This is a genomic window from Oscillibacter acetigenes (assembly GCF_025567605.1).
Lineage (GTDB): Bacteria > Bacillota > Clostridia > Oscillospirales > Oscillospiraceae > Oscillibacter > Oscillibacter welbionis.
The window spans coordinates 149,978-176,752 of the sequence record NZ_JAOQKG010000002.1 but is presented as its reverse complement, the minus strand read 5'-3'; the positions used below and the strand labels follow the sequence as shown (position 1 = coordinate 176,752).

Annotated in this window: 22 protein-coding genes and 1 pseudogene; 5 read left to right on the top strand and 18 right to left on the bottom strand. The window is 60.0% G+C overall.

Annotated features, from left to right (window positions below; all coding sequences use genetic code 11):
- Window positions 1-32 precede the first annotated feature (32 nt).
- Together OCV80_RS04745 and OCV80_RS04740 are read right to left on the bottom strand one after the other, a co-directional pair.
- The gene (locus OCV80_RS04745) at window positions 33-914 is read right to left on the bottom strand and encodes a phosphate ABC transporter substrate-binding protein (protein ID WP_021748867.1); all 882 of its coding nucleotides are present in this window, start codon (window positions 912-914) and stop codon (window positions 33-35) included.
- A 185-nt stretch (window positions 915-1,099) separates the two neighbouring features.
- Window positions 1,100-2,491, bottom strand: a complete 1,392-nt coding sequence (locus OCV80_RS04740) for a tyrosine-protein phosphatase (protein ID WP_051365626.1) — start codon at window positions 2,489-2,491, stop codon at window positions 1,100-1,102.
- 202 nt (window positions 2,492-2,693) lie between these two features.
- On the opposite strand from OCV80_RS04740, the gene OCV80_RS04735 reads away from it, so the two are divergent.
- From OCV80_RS04735 to OCV80_RS04725, 3 genes are read left to right on the top strand one after another with little or no spacing between them, the layout of a single operon-like run.
- A complete protein-coding gene (locus OCV80_RS04735; protein ID WP_267288245.1) occupies window positions 2,694-3,668 on the top strand; it encodes an AAA family ATPase in 975 nt (324 codons plus the stop codon).
- Window positions 3,652-4,875, top strand: a complete 1,224-nt coding sequence (locus OCV80_RS04730; protein WP_267288244.1) for a DUF58 domain-containing protein — start codon at window positions 3,652-3,654, stop codon at window positions 4,873-4,875. Before OCV80_RS04735 ends, OCV80_RS04730 begins: the two co-directional genes overlap by 17 nt.
- Window positions 4,872-6,182 carry a DUF4129 domain-containing protein gene (locus OCV80_RS04725; RefSeq protein WP_119310568.1) on the top strand — a complete coding sequence of 437 codons (1,311 nt, stop codon included), beginning with the start codon at window positions 4,872-4,874 and terminating at the stop codon, window positions 6,180-6,182. Before OCV80_RS04730 ends, OCV80_RS04725 begins: the two co-directional genes overlap by 4 nt.
- Window positions 6,183-6,343: 161 nt before the next feature.
- On the opposite strand, the gene OCV80_RS04720 is transcribed toward OCV80_RS04725, so the two are convergent.
- The 16 genes and pseudogenes from OCV80_RS04720 to OCV80_RS04650 all read right to left on the bottom strand — a co-directional run bounded on the left by OCV80_RS04720 (window position 6,344) and on the right by OCV80_RS04650 (window position 24,782).
- Window positions 6,344-10,756 (bottom strand): acyl-CoA dehydratase activase, encoded by a 4,413-nt coding sequence (locus OCV80_RS04720; RefSeq protein ID WP_181446411.1) that lies wholly within the window; start codon window positions 10,754-10,756, stop codon window positions 6,344-6,346.
- Between the two features lie 490 nt (window positions 10,757-11,246).
- Entirely contained in the window at window positions 11,247-12,041 is a 795-nt protein-coding gene (locus OCV80_RS04715) for a hypothetical protein (RefSeq protein WP_055245585.1), read from the bottom strand.
- A gap of 84 nt (window positions 12,042-12,125) precedes the next feature.
- Entirely contained in the window at window positions 12,126-12,995 is an 870-nt protein-coding gene (locus OCV80_RS04710; protein ID WP_055245586.1) for a KilA-N domain-containing protein, read from the bottom strand.
- A gap of 3 nt (window positions 12,996-12,998) precedes the next feature.
- Entirely contained in the window at window positions 12,999-13,460 is a 462-nt protein-coding gene (locus tag OCV80_RS04705) for a low molecular weight protein-tyrosine-phosphatase (protein ID WP_267288243.1), read from the bottom strand.
- Window positions 13,461-13,551: 91 nt separating this feature from the next.
- Window positions 13,552-13,941 (bottom strand): annotated as a pseudogene (locus tag OCV80_RS16540) (DUF1016 N-terminal domain-containing protein); the annotation flags it as partial.
- Window positions 13,942-14,033: 92 nt separating this feature from the next.
- Entirely contained in the window at window positions 14,034-14,780 is a 747-nt protein-coding gene (locus OCV80_RS04700; protein ID WP_267288242.1) for a metallophosphoesterase family protein, read from the bottom strand.
- Window positions 14,781-14,796: 16 nt separating this feature from the next.
- Window positions 14,797-16,416, bottom strand: coding sequence for a recombinase family protein (locus tag OCV80_RS04695; RefSeq protein WP_267288241.1), 1,620 nt, complete (start codon window positions 16,414-16,416; stop codon window positions 14,797-14,799).
- Window positions 16,413-17,159, bottom strand: coding sequence for a recombinase family protein (locus tag OCV80_RS04690; protein ID WP_055245591.1), 747 nt, complete (start codon window positions 17,157-17,159; stop codon window positions 16,413-16,415). The genes OCV80_RS04695 and OCV80_RS04690 overlap by 4 nt, the downstream gene beginning before the upstream one ends.
- Window positions 17,159-18,730 (bottom strand): recombinase family protein, encoded by a 1,572-nt coding sequence (locus OCV80_RS04685; protein ID WP_110440252.1) that lies wholly within the window; start codon window positions 18,728-18,730, stop codon window positions 17,159-17,161. The genes OCV80_RS04690 and OCV80_RS04685 overlap by 1 nt, the downstream gene beginning before the upstream one ends.
- A 75-nt stretch (window positions 18,731-18,805) precedes the next feature.
- Entirely contained in the window at window positions 18,806-18,949 is a 144-nt protein-coding gene (locus OCV80_RS04680) for a hypothetical protein (protein WP_172678064.1), read from the bottom strand.
- A 589-nt stretch (window positions 18,950-19,538) separates the two neighbouring features.
- The gene (locus OCV80_RS04675) at window positions 19,539-20,054 is read right to left on the bottom strand and encodes an RNA polymerase sigma factor (protein WP_110440251.1); all 516 of its coding nucleotides are present in this window, start codon (window positions 20,052-20,054) and stop codon (window positions 19,539-19,541) included.
- A gap of 723 nt (window positions 20,055-20,777) precedes the next feature.
- Window positions 20,778-21,251 carry a YcxB family protein gene (locus OCV80_RS04670; RefSeq protein ID WP_110440250.1) on the bottom strand — a complete coding sequence of 158 codons (474 nt, stop codon included), beginning with the start codon at window positions 21,249-21,251 and terminating at the stop codon, window positions 20,778-20,780.
- Window positions 21,252-21,562: 311 nt separating this feature from the next.
- Window positions 21,563-22,681: a peptide-methionine (R)-S-oxide reductase MsrB gene (msrB, locus tag OCV80_RS04665; RefSeq protein WP_110440249.1), complete on the bottom strand. Its 1,119-nt coding sequence runs from the start codon at window positions 22,679-22,681 to the stop codon at window positions 21,563-21,565.
- Window positions 22,682-22,778: 97 nt separating this feature from the next.
- Window positions 22,779-23,738 carry a TlpA disulfide reductase family protein gene (locus OCV80_RS04660; protein ID WP_110440248.1) on the bottom strand — a complete coding sequence of 320 codons (960 nt, stop codon included), beginning with the start codon at window positions 23,736-23,738 and terminating at the stop codon, window positions 22,779-22,781.
- Window positions 23,735-24,610: a 4Fe-4S binding protein gene (locus OCV80_RS04655; protein WP_256153235.1), complete on the bottom strand. Its 876-nt coding sequence runs from the start codon at window positions 24,608-24,610 to the stop codon at window positions 23,735-23,737. Before OCV80_RS04655 ends, OCV80_RS04660 begins: the two co-directional genes overlap by 4 nt.
- 25 nt (window positions 24,611-24,635) lie before the next feature.
- Window positions 24,636-24,782 carry a CD1871A family CXXC motif-containing protein gene (locus OCV80_RS04650; RefSeq protein ID WP_165643166.1) on the bottom strand — a complete coding sequence of 49 codons (147 nt, stop codon included), beginning with the start codon at window positions 24,780-24,782 and terminating at the stop codon, window positions 24,636-24,638.
- A gap of 147 nt (window positions 24,783-24,929) precedes the next feature.
- Between OCV80_RS04650 and OCV80_RS04645 the strand changes: the two genes are divergently transcribed.
- Window positions 24,930-25,607 (top strand): response regulator transcription factor, encoded by a 678-nt coding sequence (locus OCV80_RS04645; RefSeq protein ID WP_110440246.1) that lies wholly within the window; start codon window positions 24,930-24,932, stop codon window positions 25,605-25,607.
- Window positions 25,604-26,773, top strand: a complete 1,170-nt coding sequence (locus OCV80_RS04640) for a sensor histidine kinase (RefSeq protein WP_256264207.1) — start codon at window positions 25,604-25,606, stop codon at window positions 26,771-26,773. The genes OCV80_RS04645 and OCV80_RS04640 overlap by 4 nt, the downstream gene beginning before the upstream one ends.
- Window positions 26,774-26,775: the final 2 nt, after the last annotated feature.

Genomic DNA, 26,775 nt, shown 5'->3' with positions numbered 1-26,775 from the left:
CGTATATATGAGGGTGGAAAACAAGCGTTGTCTTACTGGGCCACGGGCACGGCGCCGGCGTTGGCGATCAGGTCGCTGGCGGCGGTGGAGGTGGCGAAGTCGAAGAAGGCCTGGGCCGCGTCCGACAGGGCCTCATCGGTGCGGGTGGCGAACACGAAGGGACGCTGAATGGCATAGCTGCCGTCCAGGACCGTGGCCTCAGAGGGAGCCACGCCGCCCACAGTCAGGACCGTGATGCCCTTCTGATCCTGCACGGCGGAGAGGGAGGCATAGCCGATGGCGCCGGGGGTGGTACGAACCGCCTCGATCACGGCGCCGGTAGAGCTCAGCTCCTGGGCCAGCACGCACTGGTCCTCAGTGCCGGTGATAGACTCGAAGCCGTCACGGGTACCGGAGCCGGACTCACGGCCGATCACGGCGATGGCGCCGGCGTCGCTGCCGAACTCAGACCAATCGGTGACAGCGCCGGTGTAGATGGAGGCGATCTGCTCCAGGGTCAGGTCGGAGACGGGGTTCTCAGCGTTGACGATCACGGCGATGCCGTCCAGGGCCACGATGGTCTCAGTCAAGCCGCCCGCCTTCTCGTCATCGGTCAGTGCGCGGGAGGCCAGGCCGATGTCGCAGCTGCCGTTGGACACGGCCTCGATGCCGGCGCCAGAACCGGTGGGGTTGTAGGTGACGGACACGCCGGAGTTGTCGGCCATAAACTGCTCACCCAGGGCGCCGATGACCTCCTCCATGGAGGTGGAGCCGTCGGTGGCCACAGTGCCGCTCAGCTCAGCGGTCTCCTCCTGGGCGGCGTCGTTGGAAGCGGTATCATCCGTGGTGTCGTCAGCCGTGGTGTCACCGCCGCAGCCGGCCAGCAGAGCCATGACCATGGTCAGGGACAGCAAGAGCGAAAATACTTTTTTCATATCGAAGATTACTCCTTTTCCTATGTCTGTTGCTCAAGGGACGGTCTTAGTATAAACAGCCGGAAGTAAAATCCGACACCAGGACTCTGTAAAGTCTATGTAAAATCCTTGCAAGCGCATACAAAGGCAAAAAAACAGCTCCCGGATTGCTCCGGGAGCTGTTTTCAAAAACGAATCAGGCATTTTCAGGCAGCGGGGATGGTCAGCACCTGCCCGATGTGGATCATGCCGGGGTCACGGATGGTATCCCGGTTGGCCTCGTAGATCACAGTCCAGCGAGTGCCGGTGCCGTACACCTCATAGGCGATGTTCCACAGGCAGTCTCCCGCCTCCACGGTGTAGGTCTGGGCCTGGGGAACAGGCTCCTCCGGCGTCTCCTCCGCGGGAGCCTCGGTCTCTACCGTGTAGTCCTTAGCCAGGTTCGCCTTCAGGGCGGTCACCTCGTCTGCGGTCAGGCCGGCGTCCAGCATATAGTCCTCTGCCGCAGCGGCCAGATCCACAGTGGTCAGATCCGTGCCCTCCGCAGCGCCGGTGATGTTGGTGAGGATGGAGACGATGTTGCTGTTCTTCACCGCCTCATACTGCTCGCCGCCTTCTTCCAGGTGATAGTAATTCACATAGGTGGTCATGTAGTCCGCCACAACCTCGTCATAGGTGGCGCCCATCAGGCACTCCAGCAGGGCGGAGACAAAGCCGGCCCGGTCCTTGCCCTCGGTGCAGTGGACCAGATAGGGCCCCTCATTCTCCGCGAAGAAGCGCAGGCCCTCCGCCAGGCCGGACTTGAAGTCGGCAGCGGTGAAGTCCACGCCCAGGTTCAGGGCCTTCACCTTCCCCGCCTCGTACAGAGACTGGTAGTAGGGGGAGTCGAAGCCCTCGGCGGCGATGTAGCCCTCGATCAGCTCGTTGGAATCCGCCAGGTTCATGACCGCCTGGATGCCGCCGGCCTCTGCCAGGTCATCGGCATAGGAGGCGCGGCCCAGCTCGTTGTTCACGGGGCTGCTGCTGCGGAAAAAGGCGTTCTCCCCCAGATCGCCCACAGCCACGTTGCGGAAGTTGGCGAACACCGCGTCGGAGGCGTAGTCCGCCCGCTCGTCGGTGCGGGTCAGCTGGTGGATGAGGTACTGGTCATAGTAGCCGCCCTGCTCCTTCATGGAGATGGAGACGGTGATGCTCTCCAGGGACTGGCCCTCGGGGAACTCCCAGGTGTAGGAGCCGTCCTCGGCGGTGACCTTGGCGGCCAGGCCGTTGCTGGTCGCAAAGTCCCCCATGTTGATGGCGGCGATCAGCACACCCTCGCTGTCCCGCAGCACCAGCGCGCCGGTGTCCACATCGGAGTAGTTGGTGCACAGGGGCATGTCATACCCAGTGCCGTTGACGGTGACGGTCAGCAGGTCGCCGTATGTGTAGCCGCCGTCCTTCAGGTCCGCCGGATCGATGTCCAGGACGATGTTGCCATACTTCTGGATCTCGGTTACGCCGCCCTCCAGGGTGGGGTACTCCGTCTCCGCAGCGGATGCGGGCAGCGCCAGGCTGAGCATCAGCACCAGGGACAGGAGCAGGGACAATGTCTTCTTCATACGCATTCCTCCCAAATTCTCGTCGGTCCTGTTGCGGGACCTTCTGTTTCGTATCATAGCACAGGCGCTTCCGCTTTTCCAGAGGGTTCCCTCCTTTTCACGCATTTTTTCAGGTCTTCCCGGAGCTGGCATCCGCTCTTGCGGTCCGCTTTCGGGTTAGATATAATAGAGGGGTATTTCATGGAACCTGGGAGGCACGACTATGGACTTCACGGAACTCCGCCATTTGGCGGAGCAGATCGAGACAGAGTGCGGCAAGGCCATCATCGGCAAGGGTGAGCAGATCCGCCTGGTACTCACCAGCCTGTTTGCCGGCGGGCACGTGCTGATTGACGATATCCCCGGCGTGGGCAAGACCACGCTGGTGAAGGCCCTCTCCGCGGTGCTGGGCTGCGGCATGGTGCGGGTGCAGTTCACCCCGGATCTGCTGCCCTCAGACATCGTGGGCATGAACATTTACAGCCAGAAAACCGGGGAGATGGTCTTCACCCCCGGCCCCATCATGACCAACATCCTGCTGGCGGACGAGATCAACCGGGCCATCCCCCGTACCCAGTCCGCCCTGCTGGAGGCCATGGAGGAACGGCAGGTGTCCGTAGACGGCGTCACCTATCCCCTGGCCCCACCCTTCATGGTCCTGGCCACCCAGAACCCCGTGGAGACGGAGACCACCTTCGCCCTGCCCGCTGCCCAGCTGGACCGCTTCCTCTTCAAGCTCTCCATGGGCTACCCCACCCCCAGGGAGGAGGCCGCCATGCTCCGAACCGTGGGAGATGGAGCCGCCTTTGCGGACCTCCGCCCCCTGCTCTCCCCGGAGGAAGTCAATCGGTTCACCCGGGAGATCCGGCAGGTCCGCCTGTCCGATCCGGTGGTGGCGTACATCGTGGAGCTGGTCCAGGCCACCCGGGAGCAGCCGGAGCTGGCCTGCGGCGCCAGCCCCCGGGTGTCCCGGGACCTGTTCCGGGCCTCCAAAGCCTATGCCGCCCTCTCCGGCCGGGACTATGTCACCCCGGACGATGTGAAGTATCTGGCCCGCTACGTCCTGCCCCACCGGGTACTGCTGTCCCATCAGGCGGCGCTCTCCGGCCTGGAGGCGGCCGGCGTGGTGGAGACCGTACTGGCCCAGGTGCCCTGCCGGGAGACCGGGGAGGTCCTTGCCCATGACCAGAACGCCTGAGTCCGCTGCAGTGGACTTCGCCGAGTCCAGCCTGTTCACGGGGCGCTTCTCCATCCTGGCCCTGGCAGCCTGCGGAGTGGGCTTCAGCCTGAGCGGGCGGCTGCCCGCCGCCATCTTCTCTCTGGCGGCCGCCGCCGTGGCCGCCGCGGCCCGCCTCTGGGCCCGCCATGTGCTGGACGGCGTGAACGCCGCCCTCCAGGCGGAGCGGAGCTGCGTCTTCCCCGGGGAGCCCTGTCCTCTGCGGGTGACGCTGGACAACCCCAAGTGGCTGCCCCTGGTCTGGCTGACGGTGCGCTTCCCCCTGGAGCCGGGCGGCGCCCTCCGGCCGGAGCACCGCTGGGAGACCGTGGAACTCCCGGAGGGGGGCGTGCAGAAGCCCTATTATGAAAAGAACGTCTCCTTCCTGCTGGGGCATCAGCGGATGTCCTACACCAGCCGCCTCCAGGCGGAGCACCGGGGCCTGCTGTCCTTTGACCGGATCCGGCTGCTCTCCGGCGACGGCCTGTGCCTCTGCGTCCGGGAGAAGGAAATCCCGCTGCCCAGGCCCGTGACGCTGGCGGTGTTTCCCCGGCTGGTCCCCGTGTCCACCCGCTGGTTCCTGCGCAACAGCTGGGAGCTGGAGACCGGCGCCCGGGGCTTTCAGGATGACCGGACCGTGATCCGGAACGTCCGCGCCTACCAGCCGGGGGACAACGCCCGGTCCCTGAACTTCCGCCTGATGGCCCGGGGGCAGGGCGCCATGGTGAACATCTACGAGAAAATCTCCCCCCGCCGGGCCGCGTTCCTGCTGGACGGTGCCTCCTTCGCGGGCCTGCCGCCGGAGGACTTCGAATCTGCCCTGGAGATCCTGGGCTCCCTGGCGGCGCAGCTGATGGAAGAGGAGGTGGCCGTGTCTCTGCTCATCTCCCGCCCCGCCGGGCGGCTGGAGCAGTTTGCCACCTGCCGGGACCGGCTGCAGCTTCCCGCAGTCCTGACGCTGCTGGCCGCCGCAGACACCGCTGTCTCCATTACGGCGGACGAGATCCTGCCGCGCCTCCGCACCCTCTCCGGCGCCTTTCTGATCTGCGGGGATGTCCGCCGCCTGGACGCCGGTACCTGTGCGCTGCTGGAGCGGCACCGCGTCCCCCTGCTGGCCTGGGGGGAACAGTCTCACCCCCTCCTGCGGGTCCTGGACCTGAATGCTTTTCGGGCAGGAGGCGGCCTATGAGACATGGAAAGACCACCGCCCTCAAGTGCCTGCCGCTGGCCACCGAGCTGCTGATTGTCTTCCTGACGGCCGATATTCTGTGGCAGCTCCTGTGTGGCCGGCCGCCCTTCTCCATGTGGGGGTTTCTGCTCTCTGGCGGGCTGATGACCGCAGGCAACAGCCTCTTTCTCCAAAAGCCCCGCCGCTTTTGGCAGATTCTGCTGCTGAACGTTCTTCTCTGCGCCGTCTGGATCCCCCTGCTCAGCCGCACGCTGGACCTGACCTATCCGCCTCTTCTGGTGATTCAGGTGCCCCTGTACCTCTTCCCCCTGTGCCGGGGATACCACTGGGGCGTCACGCCTGTCACGGTCCGCCACCTCCACGGGGCCGGGGAGTACATGGGCCTGTATGGGCTGTTCTATCTGATCGTGGCCTCCTTCGCCCCTCAGCTGCTGGACCGGGTGCCGGTTCTGTTGGCGCTGCTGGCGCTGGATCTGCTGGCAGTGGTGGGGATGCGCACCTCCGGACGCAACACCATTCGGGCCGGTTCTCCCTTCGGGCGGCTCCCGGCCCTGCTGGTCCCAGCGGTCCTGGCCGTGCTGGCTGTGGCCGCCTGCGCTCTGCTGCTGGCCGCCAGGGGGGAGCTGATCCCCATCTTTCAGGCCGTCGGCAGCCTTCTGGAGGGCGCCCTGACCGCTGTATTCCGGTTCCTGACGTCTCTCTTCCAGGGCCGCTCCGCCGGGTCCGCAGGGATGTCCTCCGCCGCCGGAGGCGGCAGTGAGGCCGCTCTGCCTGTGGAAAGCGCCTCCGGCCCCGCCATCGCCCCTCAGCTGGTGACGGCGTTGCTGCTCCTGTCCCTGGCCGCGCTGGTCCTGGCCGGAGTGGCTGCTCTGGTGCGCTGGCTCTGGCGCAGCCGCAGCCGCATCAGATTGCCGGAGGAGGATGATGACGACGGGCTCGTCAGGCAGCGTCTGGGCCGCCGTGGCCTGCTCTCCCGGCTGGGCCAGCGCCTGCGGGTCAGGGCATTTCTGCTGCGGTACGCCGGAACCCCCCGTGCCGCCCTCCTGGAACTGGAGCACTGGGGCGCCCGCCGCCGCTGCCGCCGTCAAAGCCAGGAGACCCCCCGGGAGTATCTGGAACGTCTGGCAGGGGGGCCCCTCCGGGACGCGTTGGATGCGCCCATGCAGGCTCGGTACAGCATTCTGGTGGACGATGTGGAGCGGAGCTTGTACAGCACGCTTCCGCCCCGCCTCTCCCGGGAGCAGGTGCGGGAGCTGCTCTCCACTGTCCATAGAAGCGCCCGCACGCCTCCTGCACGTGCGAAGTGACCGCCGACCGGTCCGCGCCTCCAGAAATGCCCGAGATTCCCGATAACCGAAAATTCAAGAAGGCAGCCGTTCGCATGAACGGCTGCCTTCTTTGTATCCAGGTCGAACCTCGGCACCGGGCATTCCTCTCCGGAGTCTGAAAATACAGCCGACGCCCGCGCTTATGTAGAGGACAGCGCCGGACGGGGCGAACCGCCCCGGGTCTTTTGGGGTGCCGGTTCCACACTAGCTGCGGAATGCTCCGCCTCCGCGGTCTGATTCATGATGAGCATCTGGAGCCGGTTCTCCACATTGGCGTAGCTGGTGTCCGGATCCAGGTCCAGGGGCAGGATCTGCACGCCGGGGAACTCCTCCTTGAGCCGCTTGGTGACGCCCCGGCCGCACACGTGGTTGGGCAGGCACCCAAAGGGCTGGAGGATGATGAAGGACCGGACCCCCTGGTGGGCGTAGTGGGCGATCTCGCCCGCCATCAGCCAGCCCTCGCCGCAGGTGAGGGTCTTGGGGATGAAGTGCTCCACGTCACTGTACAGGTCCTGAGGCCGGGCCGCCGGGTGATACAGGGGATGGGACCGGGCAATGCGCTCCAAAAACCGCTGGATGAACTCCACGGCGCCGTCCAGGGCGAAGGGATAGGGCGCCAGATGGGCACCGAAGTCCCGGATCTCGCTGATGGCCGCCTGGAAGTCCTTGCGGAACTGGTAGGTGATGCGGGGCAGGATGACCTCCATGTCGTTGCGTTCCAGGTACTCCTCCACGTGGAAGTTGGTGCCGGGATGAAAGTTCACCAGCAGCTCGCCGGTGACCAGCACCCGGGGCTTGCGGCGGGAGCGGTCATAGCGGAGCCCCCGGAATGCCTCGATGGCCCGCCGGAAGGCACCGATCATCTTGCCCAGCCCCTGCTTGGATGCGGCGGCAATCCACTCCACACATTCGCTGAACACGCGGTTCGTCTCGCCTGCCGCCGTCTCATAGGGGCGGATCTTCCGGCACAGCTCCTCCAGAATGTCCAGCATGGAGAAGGCCCACGCCGCCAGCAGCACAGACCGGGCCCCCAGCATGGACACGCCGGGGTGGATACCCTTGGTGTCGCCAGGGTCTGTGGTGAGGATGGGGACGTTTTCAAATCCGGCGCTGTCCAGCGCCTTGCGCAGAATCGCGGTGTAATTGGCCATCCGGCAGTCGCAGCTGAGCTTGGCCATGCCCACGGCCACGGAGTCCTCCGGATAGTTTCCCTTCTGCAGGGCGTCGATCAGCTCGCCGATGACCATCTGACAGGGGAAGCAGATGTCATTGTGGGTGTACTTCTTCCCCACCCGGATCTGCTCCACGCCGCCCACCGGCAGGCTCACCGCCCGAATACCCTCCCGGTCCATCAAGGCCGTGAGAAGAGTGGACACCGGGGCGGAGATATTTGGCACCAGCACAGTCCGCAGCTTCCGGTCCTCCTTGCGGTACTTCACCGCGTAGGGCTCCGGCAGGCGGCAGGCCGCCTGCTCCGCCTGGGCAGAGCGGCGCAGCTGTACCGTCTCAATAAAGGACTGGACCCGGATGCCGAGAGACCCGGCGGCCTCGCTCTCATCCACCTTCAGGATCAGGGGCGGCTTGCCGCTGCCCTCCCCCAGCAGGCGGATGATCTCATCGGACAAAATGGCATCATGGCCGCAGCCAAAGCTGACGATCTGCACGTACTCCAGGCAGGGCTGCTCCGCTGTCACCATGGCGCCGGAGAGCATCCGGGCGTGGAAGTCATTGGTGATCTCCACACGGGACCGGCGCAGGTCCGCCTTCTCCAGTCCGGGCAGGCTATCCACCGTCAGCACCGGGATGCCCCGACGGGTGAACATCCCGGACAGGTCGTGGTTGATGAGGGGGTCTGTGTGATAGGGCCGTCCCGCCAGCACCACGGCGAAACCGCCCGCCTTTCCGGTGTCCGCGATGACCCGCTTTCCCTCCTCCACCAGCTGATGGCGGAAAGAGAGGATGGCCGTCTCCGCCTGACGGTAAGCGGCCTCCGCCTGCCGCTTTGTGGCGCCGCAGTGTTCCACGGCATACCGGCAGATCTGCCGCTTCCGGTCCTGCTTGCTGAACCAGTGGAACACCGGCGTCTCAAAGCCCACGGAGAAGTGCTCCCCGGGGGACTGGAAGTTCCGCACCACCATGGAGTAGCCCATGATGACCGGGCAGACGTAGGGGCTCTTCTCCCCTTTGTTCTCTGTGGGCATGTGGAGGATATAGGGCAGGAAAATCCGGTCTACGCCCTGTTTGGACAGGTCCAGCACATGGCCGTGGACCAGCTTGGCCGGAAAACAGATGGTGTCCGACGCCACGTACTGCAGTCCGCTCTCATACTGTCTGCGGCTGCTGGGATGGGAGAACTTCACCCGATATCCCAGAGCCCGGAAGAAGGTACTCCAGAAGGGCATGCTGTCCCAGAACTCCAGCACCCGGGGCAGGCCCACGGTCTGGCTCTGCTCCTCCCGCACGGGGGATACCGGATATGTCTTGAACAGCAGCTCCTGCCGCAGCCGGAACAGGTCCGGCACTTCCTGGGCCTTATGGGCAGGTGCCGCCTCCATCACAACGGCGCCCCGGTCGCACCGGTTGCCGGTGACATAGCAGCCACCGTCCGGGAAATGCAGGATCGTCCGGCTGCAGTGGTTGGTGCAGTGGGGGCAGAGTACACCGCTCTCCCGGGTGTATTGGAAGTTTTTCACCGCGTCAAAGCCGATGAAGGCGGAGCAGCGGCCGTTGGCGTAGCCGTGGGCCTCCACCTCCTGCTTCACCGCGAGAGCCGCACCCAGAGCGCCCATCTCGCCGGGATAGGGGGCCAGGGTCACGTCCCGGCCCAGATACTCCTCCAGGGCCCGCAGGACGGCGAAGTTCCGGAAGGTGCCCCCCTGGACCACTACCCGATCCCCCAGCTCCGCCACGTTGGCGATGCGGACCACCTTTGTAAACACGTTCTCGATGATGGAGCGGCACAGCCCCGCCATCAGGTCGTCAGGCTGCTTGCCGTTGCGCTGCTCGTTGATGATGGTGCTGTTCATGAACACAGTGCACCGGCTGCCCAGCTCGGCAGGGGCCTGAGATCGGAAGGCGGCGTCCGCCACCTGGTCCACCGGCATCCCCAGGGTGGCGGCGAAGTTCTCCAAAAAGGAGCCGCAGCCGGAGGAGCATGCCTCGTTCAGCATGATGTTCGTGACCACGCCGTCCTTCAGCCAGATGGCCTTCATGTCCTGGCCGCCGATGTCCAGCAGAAACGTGGCGTCCGGGAAGAAGCGGCGGCAGCCCCGGGCGTGGGCCACGGTCTCTACTGTGTGGTAGTCGGCGTGAAAGGCAGCAGAGAGCATCTGCTCGCCGTAGCCGGTGGTGCCCAGGCCCAGCACCTCCAGCTGGATGCCCAGCTTCTCATACTTCTCCGCCAGGGCCAGCAGGCCCTCCCGGACCACCTTCAGCGGCTCCCCCTGGTTGTTGGCGTAGAAAGTGTCCGTCACCTGCTCGTTCTCGTCTATAAAGACGAACTTGGAGGTGGTAGAGCCGGAGTCGATGCCGATGTACCCCCGCAGGACCTTCCGCTCCGCGGCATCCACCGGCTGGCGCAGCTCCGCCCGGTGGCGGCGGAGAAAGACCTCCCGCTCCTCGTCGCTGGCAAAGAAGGGCCTGCCGGTGCCGGAGGGCCCTTCGGTCTGGGCCGGGGCCTTGTCCAGCCGCTCCATGGCCTCTGCCAGGGTCATGGCGTCCTCCTGTCCGGGGAACAGCTCGTCGATGGCGATGGCGGTGCCCCGGGCCACGATGGTCTCCGGGTGGTCCGGTCGAACGATATCCCTTTCCTCCAGATTCAGCCGCTCCGCAAACACCCGCACCAGCGTGGGGTTGAAGGTCAGCGGGCCGCCCTCAAAGATGATGGGGGCCGTCAGCTCCAGTCCCTGGGACAGGCCGCCGATGGTCTGCTTGGCGATGGCGTGGAAGGTGGAAAGCGCGATATCCGCCCGCTCCGCCCCCTGGATCAGCAAGGGCTGGATGTCTGTCTTGGCAAACACGCCGCAGCGGCCGGAGATGCTGTAAACGGTCTTCCCGCGGGCAGCCAGTTGCTCGAACTCGTCCGCCGGCACGTTCAGCAGCGCGGCGATCTCATCGATAAACGCGCCGGTGCCTCCGGCGCAGCTGCCGTTCATCCGCATGTCGGAGGTCTGGAGCTTTCCGCTGGCCTCGTCATAGCGGAAGAAGATCACCTTGGCATCCTGTCCGCCCAGTTCCACCGCGGTGCGGACCTCCGGATACAAGGCCCGGACTGCCGCCGCGTTGGCCACCACCTCCTGGACATAGCAGGCCCCCAGGGCGGCGGCAATGGGCCGTCCGCCGGACCCGCACACGCCGATACGGAACCGCATGCCGGGAAAGTGACCGGCCGCCTCCTCCAGCAGCTGCCGGACGGTATCCGCCTGATGGGCGTTATGCCGCTGATAGCGGGTGAACAGTACGCTGTTGTCAGCCGGGTCCAGGGCCACTGCTTTGACGGTGGTGGACCCCACATCCACGCCGAGGCGCAGAATATCCGAATTGATATGTGCCATATACACTCCTTCTAGGGAAAACGCCCCAGACCCGTACGGCAGCCTGGAGGGCGCGCCGGCGGATCGGGGGCTGGTCTCCCACATCTCTGTTTATTCGAACTCATTATAGCACGTTTTTCTCACAGGCTCTTGTATATTTTTCGTAAAGAATTCGCCGTTTTAGCTATCTTTTTCCCCAAAAAAGTCCGCCATCTTCCCATCCATTTTCGTCAAAGCAGCATCCGCAGGCACACGTCCCCGCAATCGAATCGCATAGGCGAGCGGAGCCGTATTCTTTGCGGTCCGATTGCGGGGCAGAGCCTTTCCGCCGTGCGGATGGTTCCGCTGAAAAAGAAAAGCGGGCACAGGCGGAATCCAATCCCCTGCGCCCATGAATGCATTTAGACAAAAAAACAACCACATCTTTTCGATGTGGTTGTTTTTCTGTCATGCTGTACCACTGTAGATTTTTGCCTTCATGCCAAAAATCAATTTACCCGTGTACACGACATTAAAAAATCAGCGGAGAGGGCTTTACTAAAGTTTCAAGTTGAATGAAAAGTGATTCAATATATGGAAATAGTTTTTCATTATCAAATCTTCGTAACTCTTCTATTGCATCGATGAGGTTAATTGTTGCTTGAACATCCCTAATGTCGCTTGGGCATTTCTTATCATTGACCTGCAGAGAAAATATCTTATGTGGTTCACGCTCTTGAATTTCTTTATAGCACAATGAACCCTTATGCTTTAAATAATTATACTTCCAGCGAACCGGCGTGTCAGCAAAGTCTTTCCAGAACGCGATTACAAAATCCAATGTATCACTAAATTGGGGGCACATTTTTCTCAAATATTCAAAGGGGTTTCCATCTACACCGGGATGCTGTACATAGCCTTCAGCTTTTCTTAACGCATTGTACGCTTCTTCTATAGGGGTCAATCCTTCAACTTCTACTGGCTTCCCATCAACATAGATGAAATATTCTGCTGATATGTAACAAGCTATCCAAGACAAATCAACGACTGCATTGTAAAAAAGCAGAGCTGCCTCATACCACTGAGCTTTGAGCACATTTTGAAAGTAGATATTGCCATTCTCATCTTCTAATTTGTGAAAATAGTGATCCCAATCGTCAGTTTCCAGTTCATACATAAACCTCCTCGCTGCTTGGTATTTATCAAGGGTTTCCTTTTGCTTCGCGCGAAAGAATATATCCTTATCGCTCGGCATTTTTAGGCCAATCAGGTTAAAGGTTTTGCTTCCAGATGGCATAAGATCAAATACTTCACGGTCAAATTCCATAATGAGGCCTCCCAATGTGTTGCAGAGTAGAGATTCCTATGTATGTTGCGGATGATAAACTTAGTTTTAATATATGCCTGTGGCTTATTTGCTTTCCTTATTCGGCAGTTCACCATACGTCCTAAATTCGTCAATACGATGATCTCCTACAAGGGACTGCATCATCTGCTTTGCACTGGCATTCAGCCGGAGCAGTCTCTCACTCTGGGGGACTCCTTGGCGAATCAACTCCGCATTGATGCTTTCGAGATTAGCAAGAACGATCAACTGCTGGAGGCTTGCTTCATCTCGAATATTTCCTTTGGAATCCTGATGTGTCTGACGCCATTCCTTTGACGTGATACCGAACAACGCAACATTCAGCACATCTGCTTCATTGGCGTAGGTAAAGCTCTGACGCTGTGGGGTCACATCCGGCGGGATCAACACATCCTTGATGGCATCCGTATGGATACGGTAGTTGATTTTCGCCAGTGTCCGGTTTAAATTCCACCCCAGCGCAAGACGGCTGTTTTCATCGTTTTTCAGACGTTGATAGTCTTTGATGATATACAGCTTGAATTCTGCGGAGATCCAAGAGGCAAATTCAAACGCAATATCTTTCTGGGCAAATGTTCCGCCATAGCGCCCAGCCTTAGAGATGATGCCGACCGCTCCGGTGCCGTCGATCCACTTCTTCGGGGACATGGTGAAGGCATTTGATCCAGCCTGTGTTCTAAACCCGTCGAATTCGACGGGTTTAAATTCCGGATTATTGAGCTGCTCCCACAGTCCAAGAAATTCAATCGTGTCACGGTTGCGCATCCAGTTTTTAATTACATCATCTGGTGCATCGCTCTTATAGCGTGCAATATCTGTCAGGGAAATGTAGTCATCGCTGTTACCATTGGAAAGCACGGCGATATTTGTGCCTTTGGCGTGAATGCTGTCTCTGAATTTTCTTGATGTAGGCATTCATTATACCTCTTTTCTAATGATTGAATCCAGCAATCCCTGGCATCCCGCCAGTACATCCTGCCAGGTTGCCTCGAAATCGTCGGTGTACCACGGGTCGGCTACATCGCGGGGATGGTTGCTGTAGTCCATCAGGAGGTGCAGCTTGCCGGCAAAATCGCCGCCGCAGATGCGGTACATATTCCGCAGGTTCGCGCTGTCTATGCCAATCAGCAGGTCGTACTTGTCGTAGTCCTGATTGGTGAGCTGGCGCGCCGCATGGCCGTTGCAGGAGATTCCATGCTCCGCCAGCTTGCGCCGCGCCGGAGGATAGACCGGGTTGCCGATCTCCTCTCGGCTGGTGGCTGCCGACTCGATATGGAATTGCGACGCCAGCCCAGCCCTTTTCACCAAGTCCTTCATCACGAACTCGGCCATGGGGCTGCGGCAGATATTGCCGTGGCAGATAAACAGGATATTCTTCATACTGGTTTTTCTCCGAAAACTCATCATTTTCTACAGTATAGCAGGTATCCACGCTTTCGCCAAGAGCAATTTCCGAATGTTCGGCTCTCTCAATCATCCGCAGCAGCTCTGTTTTGGATAAACCGCTTTTGGCGACCTTCCGAATGTACCAGCACCTCTCGTCCATGGTCAATCCGGCCTCCATGATGACCACATTCTGTGTCCAGTTTAGGCGCATTGCCTCCACCAGCAACTCCGGTGTGTCGCCGTACATCCGGTAGAAGTCCCGCATACGGCGCACATTGCGGGGAGAAACGCCCTCGGCTGTGGGATAGGCCGCTTGCAGGCGTTCCGACGCCGCGACAGCCGCTCCTTTCTCGACCCTGCCGCTGACCACTCGACCGATCTCGCAGTACAATTCTATCTGCGGGAGCTGCGCCGCAACAGCGGCGTCCAGCGCGGTGAACAGGGTGGTGTAATCTGTGGGCTTGCGGATATTCATAGCTTCTCCTTTCCGGCGTGGTGCGCCTGATCAACGCTCAAAGCAGAGAAAAGCACGGCGGTTCACCGTGTTTTCCTCTGCTTTGACCTGTTTCAGATGACTCGCACGATCTGCTCCCACAGCAGGATGTGCTTTTCATCAATGGCTCGGTTGTCGTGGTAGTGGCCGAACAGCCAGTAGTGGTATTTTGCTCTTTCCTGCACCTCCTGCAAGAAATCCGTGAGCCAGTCCGCCTCGTTGTGGCGGCTCCCCATGAGGACGATGCTGGTGGGAGCGCAGTGGGTGATGATGTAGTCCACCTGCCAGCCGACCGCGTCGAGGTTTCGCCGCGCTTCGGCATATTCCTCATCGGAGGGCAGTTCCTGCGCCCACCACGAGATATGGTTGATGCGGTATCTCGCTCTGGGCTTGCGCTGGAGCGTCATGAGCCTTCGCTCAAAATCCGGGGCATCCGGCTCCAGAATCCCATCCTCAATATCGTGGCTTTTTGCGCCGCCCATGGTGAAGAAGCGGCTGCCCTCCAGCTCAAAGATCTGGCCGCGCATCAGGTGCAGCACATGAGGGCGAACGCGATGTACCTTGCCGCCGTGCCACTCCGCTACGGGATATCGTTCCAGTGCGTCATAGTTTTCATGGTTGCCGCAGACGAAGGCAAGCGTGAAGGGCAGGCGTTCCAGCCAATCCAGCGTTTCATCGTCGCGGCTGTCGCCAAACCACACGCCGCCAAAGTCTCCTGCGCAGATCATAATGTCCTGCTTTGTCATCCGCGCCTGTTCGGGAAAGTATTTTGGTTTGAATCGCTCAAAATTTCCGTGGAGGTCGCCGGTCACAAATACCATTTTCCCATCTCCTTTTTTAGTTTGATATGCTCTGCCGGATCTCGATGCCGCTCTTGAGCGTCACGCTGATCTCGTTCTTGGACAGCACCTTCACCTGTGCCACCAGCTGCCGGACGGCACTCTCGTCCCATTCCGCGATGTGTGGCACGGCGTTTTCCAGCATCCCCGCGGCATCCCTGATACGCCGATCCGCTTCGGCGTGTTCCTTATTCTCGGCAAGGATGGTTGCCCGCAGCTCCTTTAGCGTGGTCTGCTCGTCCAGTATCTCCTTGAACTGATCCCCATAGGCGATAGGATCATCCGCCGCCTTTTCCAGCAGCCTTTGGAACTGTACCTCCAGCTCCGCCAGTCTGCGGTCGATGTCGCCAAGGCTCATGCCGCTGCCGGGGAACGGGATGACCTCCGCCTCCAACGCCTCCGTGATCTGGCGGATACGGCCATCCAAGTCCGGCAGGACGGTGTTGAGGGTGGCTATGATCGCCTGTTGGAGCGGCGCCTCGTCCAGCGTGGGCGAGCTGTGGCAGTATTTCTTGCCGTAGTCCAGGCGGCTCACACAGCGCCACACGACGCGCTTTCCATCGGGGCGCGTCCATGTGCAGCGGCGGTACAGTGTTCCGCACTCGCCGCACACCAGACGGTCTGAGAGGGCGTAGCGGCTGGTGTAGGCGGCAAGACCGGTGGAGGCTCTCTTGGAGGGGCTTTTTGCCGCCTTGCGCCGCGCCATCTCCGCCTGCACCGCGTTGTACTTCTCACGGCTGACGATGCCCTCGTGGTGGTTCTCTATGAGGTACATGGGGAGCTGCCCTGTGTTTTTGATGACCTTGCGGTTGATGACATCCTGCTGAAAGGTTTTCTGCATCAGCACGTCGCCGCAGTATTTCTCATTCCGCAGGATGCTCTTGATATGAGGCAGCGTCCATTGCGGTGACTTCTCGGAATATATCACGCCCTGCTCATGCAGCTCGTCCCGCAGCATCCGTGTGCTGGCTCCGGCGAGGTATCGCTCGTAGATCCAGCGGACGACCTCTGCCTCCTCCGGGATGATCTCCGGCTTATCGTCCGCGCCCCTGCGGTAGCCGTAGAGGTATTTGTACTGGATGGTCGCCTTTCCGCTCTCCATGGCGCGGCGTTTGCCCCATGTGACATTGGCGGAGATGGATTCGCTCTCGGACTGCGCGAAGGCGCCGGAGAGCGTGATGCGCAGCTCGCTGTCCTCCTCCAGCGAATTGATGTTCTCTTTTTCAAAGATGACGGCGATGCCCAGCTCCTTGAGCGCCCGTGTGTAGTAGAGGCAGTCCACCGTGTTGCGGGCGAAGCGGGAGACTGACTTGGTGAGGACGACGTCTATCTTCCTCTGGCGGCAGTGGCGGATCATACGCATGAAGTCCTCGCGCTTTTTCACCGAGGTGCCGGTGATGCCCTTGTCGGCGAAGATGCCCGCCATGGTCCACACGGGGTTGGACATGATCTTGTCGGTGTAGTATTCTTTTTGCACCTCGTAGCTGTTTGCCTGATCCTCCTCCTTGGTGGAGACCCGGCAGTAGGCGGCGACCCGGAGCTGTCTTTGTAGCTCCGCCTGCCGGACCGACTCCGGCTTTGCGGGGATCTTAATGACTCTTGGGGCGGTTTCGTTCACAGCTGATCTCTCCTCTCTATGGTCTGCCCGTTCTTCAGCGTCACGGTCACGCAGTTGTTCGTCACACGCACCTTTGACACCGCACTTTGCAGCAGTTCCGCATCCAACTCCGGCATGGGCATTCGGCCGGTGAGCAGCCGCCGCAGCCGCACGGTTTCGTATTCCGTGTTCCCAATGGCGTCGTACTGCTCTGCCGCCAGTTGAAGGAGCAACGCTCTGGCGTTGTCCTCGTCGATGGGCTGCCGCTCCAGCGCGGAGGTCAGCTCCTCCCGCGTTTTTCCGCAGGCAGCGCCGACTACTTGGGATGTCGATGGCCGGACACGGTCGGGGCAGCGTATGAGCTCGTTGAGCAGGTCGGTGACGATCTTCTCCACCCGCTCGGAGGGCGGTGCGCCGCAGAGCCGCCGCAGGGCCTTCTGCGCGGGCGTTTTCTGCGGCGGGCGTGCTCTTGCCGTCCTCTTTTCCGCTGCCACGCGGAGTTGCTCCGGCTCGATGAGTGCCGGATAACCTTTCCCTCCGATGTATCGGCCATCCTCTAAAATACGGGAGACCATGTTTTTGTTCCATGTCCGCCCCTCATAGTAGGGAATCTCCTGCCGGCAGAGTGCCTTGGTCAGCTCCCCCAGCGTGGCTCCCATGCTGTAGCCTTGGAAGATAAACCGTACCAGCTCCGCTTCCTCCGGCAGGATCGTGATCTCGCCCAGCGTCATACGGTAGCCGAAGGGCTGCTTTCGGTTTCCCATTATCGCACCGTCCTCTCAATGGATTCCCGCAGCTCCAGCCCGTTATGCAGGCGGAAGCGGAGGGTGTCGTTGCTCTCCACGATGATTTCCGCAATGAGTGCGCCGCACAGCTCTGTGTCTGGGTGGTCGAGGAAGTCCGGCCCATCCTCCAGCAGGGCTATCAGCTCCTGCGTCCGCTGGGCGGTGGCATCCCCCTCGGCAGCCATAAGTTCCTCTTTGTCCAGCTTGGCCTGCCGGAGCTGGCGGGTCAGCTCGTTGCTTTTGGATATAAAAATGTCAGGATCAACGAGGCCGTTTTGCTTGAGGAAGGCCAGCGTTTGATTCTGACTGGAGAGTTCAGATATTTTTTTGTTGAGGGAAACGATGTCCTCGCTCCAGAGCAATCTGCGATCACGGATCGCCCGGAGAGTCTCGAGCATCTGCTCCAGAATGGGGAGGCTCTGATGCTTGAGCTTATAGTAGAGGCGGCGGAAGGCTTCATCCGTCTGCGCTTCCGGCACGGGCTTGATGGCGCAGTCGCCTTTTTCATCGTGTCGGCAGCAGCACCAGTACCATCTGCCATTGACTTGCTTTGCCCGGATGCGGGAGCCGCAGGAGCAGCGCATCCGGACGCAGAGCCTTCCATGGGTGACAGTCTGCCCGACGCTGCGTCTTTGCCGCAGTTCTTTTGCGCGGTCGAATAGCTCCTGTGGAATAATGGCTTCGTTGCTATCCGCCACATAGTACATTTCGCGCTCCCCGTGGTTGATCTTCTGCTGCTTGGGGAGGGTAGCGGTCGTGTATCGCTTCTGCAGCAGAGCGTTGCCTGCATAACGCTCGTTTTGCAGGATGTAATCCACAGACTTATATTTCCATATCCGTCCCGATGTATCCTCGGCGTTCAGGATTTCCGCAATCTCTCGCGGATTCCTGCCGGAGAGGTATTCGAGGAAGATACGCCGCACGATCTCGGCTTCATCCTCGTGGACGGCAAGGCTTTTCCCGTCCAGCCGGAAGCCCCAGGGGGCGCGGCAGGTGTTGAACTCGCCGCTTTCCATCCTGCGCTGATAGCTCCAGCGCATATTGCCGGAGATGGATTCGCTCTCCTTTTGGGCGAAGGCGGCGTAGATGGCGGTGATGAGCTCGCTGCTCACATTGGCGATGTCGATGCCCTCGCGCTCGAAGCGGACATTGACGCCCAGCTCCTTCAGCTCCCGCACTGCCTCCAGACAGTCCTTTGTGTTCCGGGCGAAGCGGGAGATGGATTTGACGAGGATCTGGTCGATGAGCCCTCTGCGGCAGTCCGTCATCATGCGTTGGAAGTCCTCACGCTTTGCGGCGGAGGTGCCGGTGATGCCCTCGTCGGCGTAGATATCCACCATGCGCCATTCAGCCTTGCCGGAGATCAGCTCGGCGTAGTAGCGGTTTTGCGCCGCGAAGGAGTTGCGCTGGTCATCGGAGTCCGAGCTGACGCGGGTATAGGCCGCTACCCGCAGCTGCGCATTCTGCGACTTCTCCGCTGCCTCGATCTTGATGACGCGGGGCTGCGCTGTCAGCGCCGTTGTGCCGTCTGTCAGATGCTTTTCCGCCATGCCTGCTCACCTCCTTTTTTGCAACACAAACACTACCACAACCTTGGTCATAAAGCTACTGAAAGATGGAGGAAATCAGAGAGAAATCATAATGTCCGCGCCGCTGTCCGCGGCGATCCGTGCCGCCACCCTCCGCAACTCCTTTTCGCTGAAGCTGCCGCTTTCCCGAAGCTGGCGCAGCAGAAGGATGATGCCGTAATAATTGACGTTCTGATCCATATCGGTACCTCTTTTCTGAATTTTGCCTTGCGGCACAAATATGAGGATCGTCCGGGGCGATAAGGAGGGAGTGAATGCAGGCCGTTCAGAGGATTAAAAGAGAGAAAAGAATGGATGGCGGAAAAGAGAAAGAGGAGGTGGACGATCCCCATACTTCTGCCGCAAAGCAGAAAAGGCCGCTCCGTATCGGGGCGGAACTGCTCCTTGCGGAGCGGCCTTCTTGCTCTTGCGTTGCTGCCTGTGTTCGACACTACTTCCCCAGGCAAGGGCGGCGGCTGGAACCGCGCTGGCGCGCGTCACGGGAGTTTCACCCCTCCGAGGTTCTCTCGAAGCTGCGTACAGGAGTATCATTGTAAGCTGACGGGGTCATGGCGAAGCAGCCTGCCAAAGCTGCATTTGACCTGGGTTGGTATCGCTCTGCACCTTCTATTGGCCGTCCTAATATGCGGAGAATGCTCCGCACAGGTGGTCCTCGCGCACCCGGTCTGACGCTCGCGCCGTCAGCAAAGGTATTCCAGTCACCGGATATGACCGCCTGGGCGGTGTTTTTCAAGGTTCAGAAGATGGGGGATACTTGTCCCTTCACTAATCATCTTTTTTCAGGCTTTTTCACAACCATTTTTGGACCCCTTTTCAAAAATTTTCTCGATTTTTTCAAAGCGGAGACCAGCGATTTAGACACAGCCTGCTGCGTGACGCCTTCTGCTTCGGCGATTTCGCTCTCTGTTTTCCCTTCGATGCAATACTGCCGGAGTCTATAAAACTGTGCACCAGTCAGTATGCTTCTGATCCCAGAAACCGCTGCCTCCGCACAACGAATCTGATCTTCTCTGACCTGCCTTTCCTCTGCCAAAGCATCCTCATTGGGAACAGCAAGGGCGGCTTCCGGAACCATGTCCATAGATGTGGTGTGGTCGCTTTCCTCCACATCGCTTTTGTCCTCTGCGTGAAAGTCCTGGTCCGACCACCTCTTCCAACGGCGAAACTCTGCTTCATCGGTGAAATCAGCGCAGGTCAGGCAGATCAGATTTCCATCGGCGTCTGGAAGTACAATGGCGTCTGGATTTTTCTTGTTCAGTGCGTAGATGCTCCGTCTGTCATACATTTTTGGTTCCTCCATATTCTGAAATCTGTTGGATGTAAATTTCAGAACACAGGAGGGCTACGGCAGCGAGGCTGCCCAAAGGGCGCAAAAAAGCCCACAGCGACACCGCTGTGGGCATAAGGATATTCGAGGTTAGTGGTGGTGGGAGGGGGAGGCATATCCTCAAAAGACCGCAAAAAGTCAGGGCATCCGATGCCCGTACTTAGAGGGATGAGTGTGGGCTGCCTTTGGACAGCGTCGACAGTGCCGCAGATGTGAGGATACCTCATAAGAACCGCCTGTCCCGGCTTGGAGCCATGTTTTTTCATTGTCGTGCAGGTTCGGCCTCTCCGCTCAAAGCAGGAGATCACGACAGAAAAGCGGAGAGATTGCTGTATCGCAGTCTCTCCGCTTTCGACATGGATGGCTGTTCAGAAGATCTGAACAGGGGGAGGTATCAGATGGTGTGTTCTCAGTGGCCGAATGCCTACTGGATCTTTCTTAGGCGGATATAAAATGCTGCTTCAACTCGCATGTTTGTTGCCTGCCGATTGGCCTCTTGCATCCTACATTTTGCTGACAACAGCCCTGATATCTACCACTATAAAGGCTATCCCTCGCTTATTCATCTGCCTCCGATCATCCTTCTGGTAATCGCTCATTTGTATGCTTCCGTCGATAGCTGGACCATAGTTGAAGTCCCACTGGGACAAACGGGCTGGTAACGTCACATAGCTGCCGCGTTCAGCCGGATGCATCTGTTCCTGTGTTCATTTTTGAAATGATGTCAGAGAGGAAGCTGTCTGCGTTCCCGGACCTCAGGTCCTTTTTCTGAAGCAGCAGCGCGCATTCATCGTCGCAGACCACAAGCCACAGATGCAATGATTCAAAGGCGCTCTTTATCCGTGTATAAGAGAGATGTTCTTCGTTCTCCTCCGCGCAGATCGTTATGCCGGCATCCTCGAAGCGAATGGTGGTTTTGAGCTTTTCCCAATCAATGGTCCGCCGCAGCTCCAGCGCTTTCTGCGCCTCCTTTTTGCAGGACGCCGGTATGCGCGGCGGCGTTCTTCCGCGAGCAAGGGTAAACTCCAGAAGGCCTGCAATGATCACGGCTCCGCCCACAATGATCACATCGGTGGTTCTTGGCGGCATCAAGCCGAGAATCAGCGTCAAAAGGCCCAGCGCCAGCAGAAACACGCCATAAATGCGGTAGCGCACTGTCCGCTTTTCGCGCGCCGGGCCTTTCGCGGCGTGAGTTCTGATGCGGTCTATCGCATTCCATATAGCGGGCAGCGCCGCCGGCTCTCAGCTTCCAAATGCCGGTGCAGCAGTTCTGCGGTTTCTCTGTCCACGGCGGGGTCATCGTAGTTGCTTATTTGAAAAAGATACATGTGCTTCTCCGTTTCGAAATCGGCTCATTGAGAGTGGCGGAAAATTCCATTCACAGCATATCGGACTGCCACCGGGCAGTCCGATATGCTGTGATGTGCTGATAGTTCCTTGCATGAGAACTGCCGACTGCTTGCGTCCTATTTTTCAAACAGGTACAGCAGGTATCCGTAGCCCTCGGCCTCCATTTTTTCATAGGGGACGAAGCGCAGGGCCGCGCTGTTAATGCAGTAGCGCACGCCGTTGGGCGACTCCGGATCGCCGGTGAACACATGACCGAGATGGGAGTCTCCGGCGCGGCTTCTGACCTCCGTGCGGCGCATCCCGTGGCTCAAATCCTCTTTTTCCACCACAGCGGGGCCCTCGATAGGCTTTGTAAAGGCGGGCCAGCCGCAGCCGCTCTCGTACTTATCCGTGGAGGAAAAGAGCGGCTCGCCGGTCACGACATCCACATAGATGCCCTTTTCAAACTTGTCCCAGAACTCGCCCGTGAAGGCGCGCTCCGTGCCGCTCTCCTGCGTGACGCGGTACTGCTCCGCCGTCAGCTTGTCACGAATGGACTCCGCCGCGGGCTTCTGATAGTCGCCCGGGTCGATGCGCAGCCGGGAAAAAAGCTCCATCTCCGCGCGCGGGATGTGGCAGTAGCCGTTCGGGTTCTTTTCGAGGTAGTTCTGGTGGTATTCCTCGGCGGGATAGTAATTCTTGAGCGGGCCGATCTCCACGAAGAATTTCTCGCTGCGGCCGCGCTCGATCTCCGCGATACGCTTCACCGTCTCTCTCGCGCTTTCGTTGGTGAAGTAAACGCCGGTCTGGTACTGGCTGCCGCGGTCGTTGCCCTGCCGGTTTTGCACCGTGGGGTCGATGACATAGAAGTAGGCCAGCAGCAGCGCGTCAAGGCTCACCTGCTCGGGGTCATACTCCACGCGCACCGTTTCCCGAAAGCCGGTCTCTCCCTTGCAGACGGTCTTGTAATCGGCGTCCGCCTCGCAGGTGCCGTTGGCATAGCCGCTCTCGGCGTCGATAACGCCGGGGATGGACTGCATCAGCTGTTCCATGCCCCAGAAGCAGCCGCCCGCCAGATAGATGACATTGTCTGTGGTATCCATATAGGTGATCTCCTCGTCAGACCGGTCAAAAGCCAGTCCGTCCATGTTTGCTTCCTGTCCGCTCTTTTCCTTCGGCACAGTCTGCTGCCCGGCGGCGCAGCCGCCCAGCAGCAGCACCGAGGCGAAAAGCAGTGCCAATACGCTTCGATACATCGCGTTTCCTCCTTTCAGGGGAAGCGGGGCTCACTCCGCCTCTTGCCCGCCGAGGGCAATGCAATGGCGCACAGCAGGCGCTTTTTTAAATCTCGGGTCAACCCATATCGGCGGCGAGCGCCTGATCGATGAGCTTTTGCAGTGTCTCCGCCTGCTTCTTTTCCGTGATGGCGCCTACGATGGGTTCACCCACGATATTGCCGCTGCGGTCGACCACATAGGTGGTGGGATAGGCAAAGATGTTGGTGGTAAACTTTCCCGCCTCACCATCGGAGTCAAAATACACATTCTGATAGGTGGCGCCCTTCTTGGCCAGCACGTCCTTCGCCTCGGAAATCGCTGCCTCGTCGCCGTCCAGCGTGAAGGTGTTGACGCCGATGAGGGAGCCGCCCTTCTCCGCGAGTTCCTTATTCAGCGCGTCCAGCTCGGCAAGCTCTCCCACGCAGGGATTGCAGGTGGTGAACCAGAAATTCACTACGGTGACGGCGTTGCCGGAGAACAGCTCGTCGCTCTTCACCGTGTTGCCATCCAGGTCTTTACCCTCAAAGGCGGGGAACTTCTGCATACTGCCGTCGTCGGGAGGGGTGCTCGTGTCGCTGCCCGCGGGCATACTCATATCGCCGTCCATGGATTTCTGCATGATCTCGGGATACTTCTCTTCCAACTCGGTCAGCTTGTTTTCAATATTGCTGATCTCCGTGGCCGACTCCTTCAGCCACTCATACTCCTTGTCAGTGAACTGCTCTTTCGCGGCCTCGACGGTATCCAGCAGGAAGTCGCCGTAGTTTTTGCCGTCCTCGATCATGGCCATGCCCTTGTCAGCCGCCATGAACACCTTCTCCCAGAGCTCGGCATTTCCCGACAGGAGCGCGTTTTCCCGCTCCAGCAGCTCCTTGTGCATGGCGAGCGCTTCCTCGGCGGTTTTCGGCTCACCGGTCATGGCGGAGCCGTCTCCGCTCATATCCGCCTGCCTGTCGTTGTCCTTTGCGCCGCAGGCCGCCAGGGCCAGCACCATCAGCACGGCAAAAGCCAGTGCAAAAATTCTCTTCATGTTCATTTTGATTCCTCCATCGTTGTTTTCTTTGGTGTCTCTTCCCCGCTGCCGAAGCCGTAGCGGAAGCACACGGCGTTCGTCGGGCAGGCGCGGACGCACATTCCGCAGCGGATGCACTCGGTATGGTTGGGCGTTTTCGTCACATCCACATCCATCTTGCAGGCTCTGGCGCATTTCCCGCAGGAGATGCACTTATTCTTATCCACCTTCATCTGGAAGAGGGACACCCGGTTGAACAGCGCATAGAACGCGCCCAGCGGGCAGAGCCACTTGCAGAACGGGCGGTAGAACACCACGCTCAGCACGATCACCGACAGCAGGATGCTGAACTTCCATGTAAACAGCTTGCCCAGCGCCGCCCGGATGCCGGCATTGGCAAGGGACAGCGGGATGGCTCCCTCCAGCACGCCCTGCGGACAGAGGTACTTGCAGAAGAAGGGATCGCCCATGCCCACGTCGTTCACAAGGAACGCCGGCAGGAGAACGACCATCACCAGCAGGACGGCGTACTTGAGGTATGTCAGGGGCTTGAGCTTCTTTGTGGAGAGCTTCTTTGTCGGGATCTTATGCAGCAGCTCCTGAAACCAGCCGAAGGGACAGAGGAAGCCGCAGATAAAGCGCCCCAGCAGCACGCCCAGCAGAATGAGAAAGCCTGTGATATAGTAGGAAAAGCTGAACTTCGATGACCCCACCACCGCCTGAAACGCCCCGATGGGACAGGCCCCGGACGCTGCCGGACAGGAGTAGCAGTTCAGTCCCGGCACACAGACGGTCTTCCCCGCGCCCTGATACAGCCCTCCTTTGAGGAAGTTCGGCAGGTGCAGGTTGGTCAGCAGCGTCGCACCCGCCTGGATCCAGCCCCGGAAACGGGACATGGTCTGTGAAACGCCTGAAAACTTTTTACCCAATGCCCACACACTCCAGACATAGTTTGATTGCTTTGCTCAGCACCGTCGCCGCCTCGCCCCGCCAGACGCCGAAGCACAGCATGGCGGCTCCGGCCATCAGCAGCACGATCTGCGCCGCGGCCTTTTTCCCGCAGCTCATTTTTCATCACCCTTTCCGATTTTGTACCCCCATCATAGCGTGGGAGAGTTAAAGTCTCTGTTAAGAACGAAAACTTAACGTAAACCTTATCTATTTTTGCTATAATGAAAACAACACAAAAACGGAGAAATAAAAAGGAGGGCTCTCATGCACCTTTTAGTAATTGAAGATGAACGCGCCCTGTGCGAGACGATCGTCCGCAGCCTGCGGCGGCTGGCCTACAGCGTGGACTACTGCTATGATGGGGAAAAGGCGCTGGCGCTTCTGGGCGTGGAGCGCTACGATCTGGTACTTCTTGATCTGAACCTGCCGAAAAAGGACGGCATGACGGTGCTGCGCACCCTGCGGCAGACTGACCGGGAGACGCGGGTGCTGATCCTCTCCGCCCGCAGTGAGGTGGAGGACAAGGTCGAGGGGCTGGACGCCGGGGCAAACGACTATCTGGCAAAGCCCTTTCATCTTGCCGAGCTGGAGGCCCGCATCCGCAGCCTGACCTTGCGGCAGTTCACCCAGCAGGACGTGCTGCTGAGCTGCGGAGACCTGAGCTTCGACACCCGCTCCCGCACCGCCGCCGTCAGCGGACAGGCGCTGACGCTGACCCGCAAGGAGGCGGGAATCCTGGAATATTTAATGGTGCATCAGGGGCGGCCCGTGAGTCAGGAGGAGCTGATAGATCATGTTTGGGACAACAGCGTGGACAGCTTCAGCAATTCCATTCGCGTCCACATCTCCGCCCTGCGGAAGAAGCTGCGCACCGCGTTGGGCTATGACCCCATCCGCAACCGCATCGGCGAGGGCTATCTGATGGGAGGCGAGGAAGCATGAAGCGGCTCTCCCTGCAGTGGCGCATCACGCTGATGTCCGTCCTGCTCATCGGCATCACCTGCGTGGCCATGAATTTGCTGCTGTGCTCCTCCGGTGTGTACTATATGGACACCATTGCGGACAGCTTACAGGGCGGCGGCACGGTGATCCTGAATGATGGCGGAGCGGCGAGCTTTGACCCGCAGCTCATAGCGCCCAACGAGGAGTTGACCATCGTCGTCGATGGGGTGCAGGGGCGCTTCCGCACCACCAACTGGTACATCACAGCGGCGGTAACACTGCTCAGCGGCATCCTCGCCTATTTTGTCAGCGGACGCGCCCTCAAGCCCCTTCGCAGCTTTGCCTCGCAGGTGGAGCAGGTGCAGCTGAACAATCTTGCCGATATGAGGATCGATGAAGACGCCATTTCGGAGTTCCGGCAGCTGAGCCGCTCGTTCAACCAGATGCTGGAGCGGCTGAACAACGCCTTTGCCGCCCAGCGGCAGTTCACCGGCAACGCCGCCCACGAGCTGCGCACGCCGCTGGCGCTGATGCAGGCGCAGCTGGAGCTGTTTTCCGCGGAGCATCCCGATGTGCGGCCGGAGACGGCGGAATTCCTCACGCTTTTGCGCGAGCAGACGGAGCGGTTGACGCAGATGACCAAGACGCTGCTGGAGATGAGCAATTTGCAGCAGGTGGCGCGGAACGAGCAGATCCAGCTCGCCCCCATGGTCGAGGAGATCTTCACAGATCTCGCGCCGCTGGCGGAGAAGCGAAGCATCACGCTGGATGCGGCGGGCGACGCCGCCCTGACCGGCAGCGACGCGCTGATCTACCGCCTGCTCTTTAATTTGACGGAGAACGCCGTCAAATACAACCGTCCCGGCGGCTCGGTGCGGGTCGAGCTTGCGCAAGGGCAGGAAAAGTGCATCATTCGCGTTTCCGACACCGGCTGCGGCATTCCGGAGGAGTATCAGCGGAGCATTTTCCATCCCTTCTTTCGGGTAGATAAATCCCGCAGCCGCGAGTACGGCGGCGCGGGACTGGGGCTTTCTCTGGTGTGGGAGATCGCCAATCTCCACGGCGGCTCCGTTTGGGTGGAGGAAAGCTCGGACAAGGGCACGACCATCGCGGTAGAGCTGCCGGCAGGGGCAGAAAACGATTCCCCCGGCGCGGATATCCCATAACG

What these genes read in the sequence shown, in the direction of transcription:
- OCV80_RS04745 (WP_021748867.1), bottom strand. Translation starts at nt 914, where the DNA reads ATGAAAAAAGTATTTTCGCTCTTGCTGTCCCTGACCATGGTCATGGCT.
- OCV80_RS04740 (WP_051365626.1), bottom strand. Translation starts at nt 2,491, where the DNA reads ATGAAGAAGACATTGTCCCTGCTCCTGTCCCTGGTGCTGATGCTCAGC.
- OCV80_RS04735 (WP_267288245.1), top strand. Translation starts at nt 2,694, where the DNA reads ATGGACTTCACGGAACTCCGCCATTTGGCGGAGCAGATCGAGACAGAG.
- OCV80_RS04730 (WP_267288244.1), top strand. Translation starts at nt 3,652, where the DNA reads ATGACCAGAACGCCTGAGTCCGCTGCAGTGGACTTCGCCGAGTCCAGC.
- OCV80_RS04725 (WP_119310568.1), top strand. Translation starts at nt 4,872, where the DNA reads ATGAGACATGGAAAGACCACCGCCCTCAAGTGCCTGCCGCTGGCCACC.
- OCV80_RS04720 (WP_181446411.1), bottom strand. Translation starts at nt 10,756, where the DNA reads ATGGCACATATCAATTCGGATATTCTGCGCCTCGGCGTGGATGTGGGG.
- OCV80_RS04715 (WP_055245585.1), bottom strand. Translation starts at nt 12,041, where the DNA reads ATGGAATTTGACCGTGAAGTATTTGATCTTATGCCATCTGGAAGCAAA.
- OCV80_RS04710 (WP_055245586.1), bottom strand. Translation starts at nt 12,995, where the DNA reads ATGCCTACATCAAGAAAATTCAGAGACAGCATTCACGCCAAAGGCACA.
- OCV80_RS04705 (WP_267288243.1), bottom strand. Translation starts at nt 13,460, where the DNA reads ATGAAGAATATCCTGTTTATCTGCCACGGCAATATCTGCCGCAGCCCC.
- OCV80_RS04700 (WP_267288242.1), bottom strand. Translation starts at nt 14,780, where the DNA reads ATGGTATTTGTGACCGGCGACCTCCACGGAAATTTTGAGCGATTCAAA.
- OCV80_RS04690 (WP_055245591.1), bottom strand. Translation starts at nt 17,159, where the DNA reads ATGGGAAACCGAAAGCAGCCCTTCGGCTACCGTATGACGCTGGGCGAG.
- OCV80_RS04685 (WP_110440252.1), bottom strand. Translation starts at nt 18,730, where the DNA reads ATGGCGGAAAAGCATCTGACAGACGGCACAACGGCGCTGACAGCGCAG.
- OCV80_RS04680 (WP_172678064.1), bottom strand. Translation starts at nt 18,949, where the DNA reads ATGGATCAGAACGTCAATTATTACGGCATCATCCTTCTGCTGCGCCAG.
- OCV80_RS04675 (WP_110440251.1), bottom strand. Translation starts at nt 20,054, where the DNA reads ATGTATGACAGACGGAGCATCTACGCACTGAACAAGAAAAATCCAGAC.
- msrB (WP_110440249.1), bottom strand. Translation starts at nt 22,681, where the DNA reads ATGTATCGAAGCGTATTGGCACTGCTTTTCGCCTCGGTGCTGCTGCTG.
- OCV80_RS04660 (WP_110440248.1), bottom strand. Translation starts at nt 23,738, where the DNA reads ATGAACATGAAGAGAATTTTTGCACTGGCTTTTGCCGTGCTGATGGTG.
- OCV80_RS04655 (WP_256153235.1), bottom strand. Translation starts at nt 24,610, where the DNA reads ATGTCCCGTTTCCGGGGCTGGATCCAGGCGGGTGCGACGCTGCTGACC.
- OCV80_RS04650 (WP_165643166.1), bottom strand. Translation starts at nt 24,782, where the DNA reads ATGAGCTGCGGGAAAAAGGCCGCGGCGCAGATCGTGCTGCTGATGGCC.
- OCV80_RS04645 (WP_110440246.1), top strand. Translation starts at nt 24,930, where the DNA reads ATGCACCTTTTAGTAATTGAAGATGAACGCGCCCTGTGCGAGACGATC.
- OCV80_RS04640 (WP_256264207.1), top strand. Translation starts at nt 25,604, where the DNA reads ATGAAGCGGCTCTCCCTGCAGTGGCGCATCACGCTGATGTCCGTCCTG.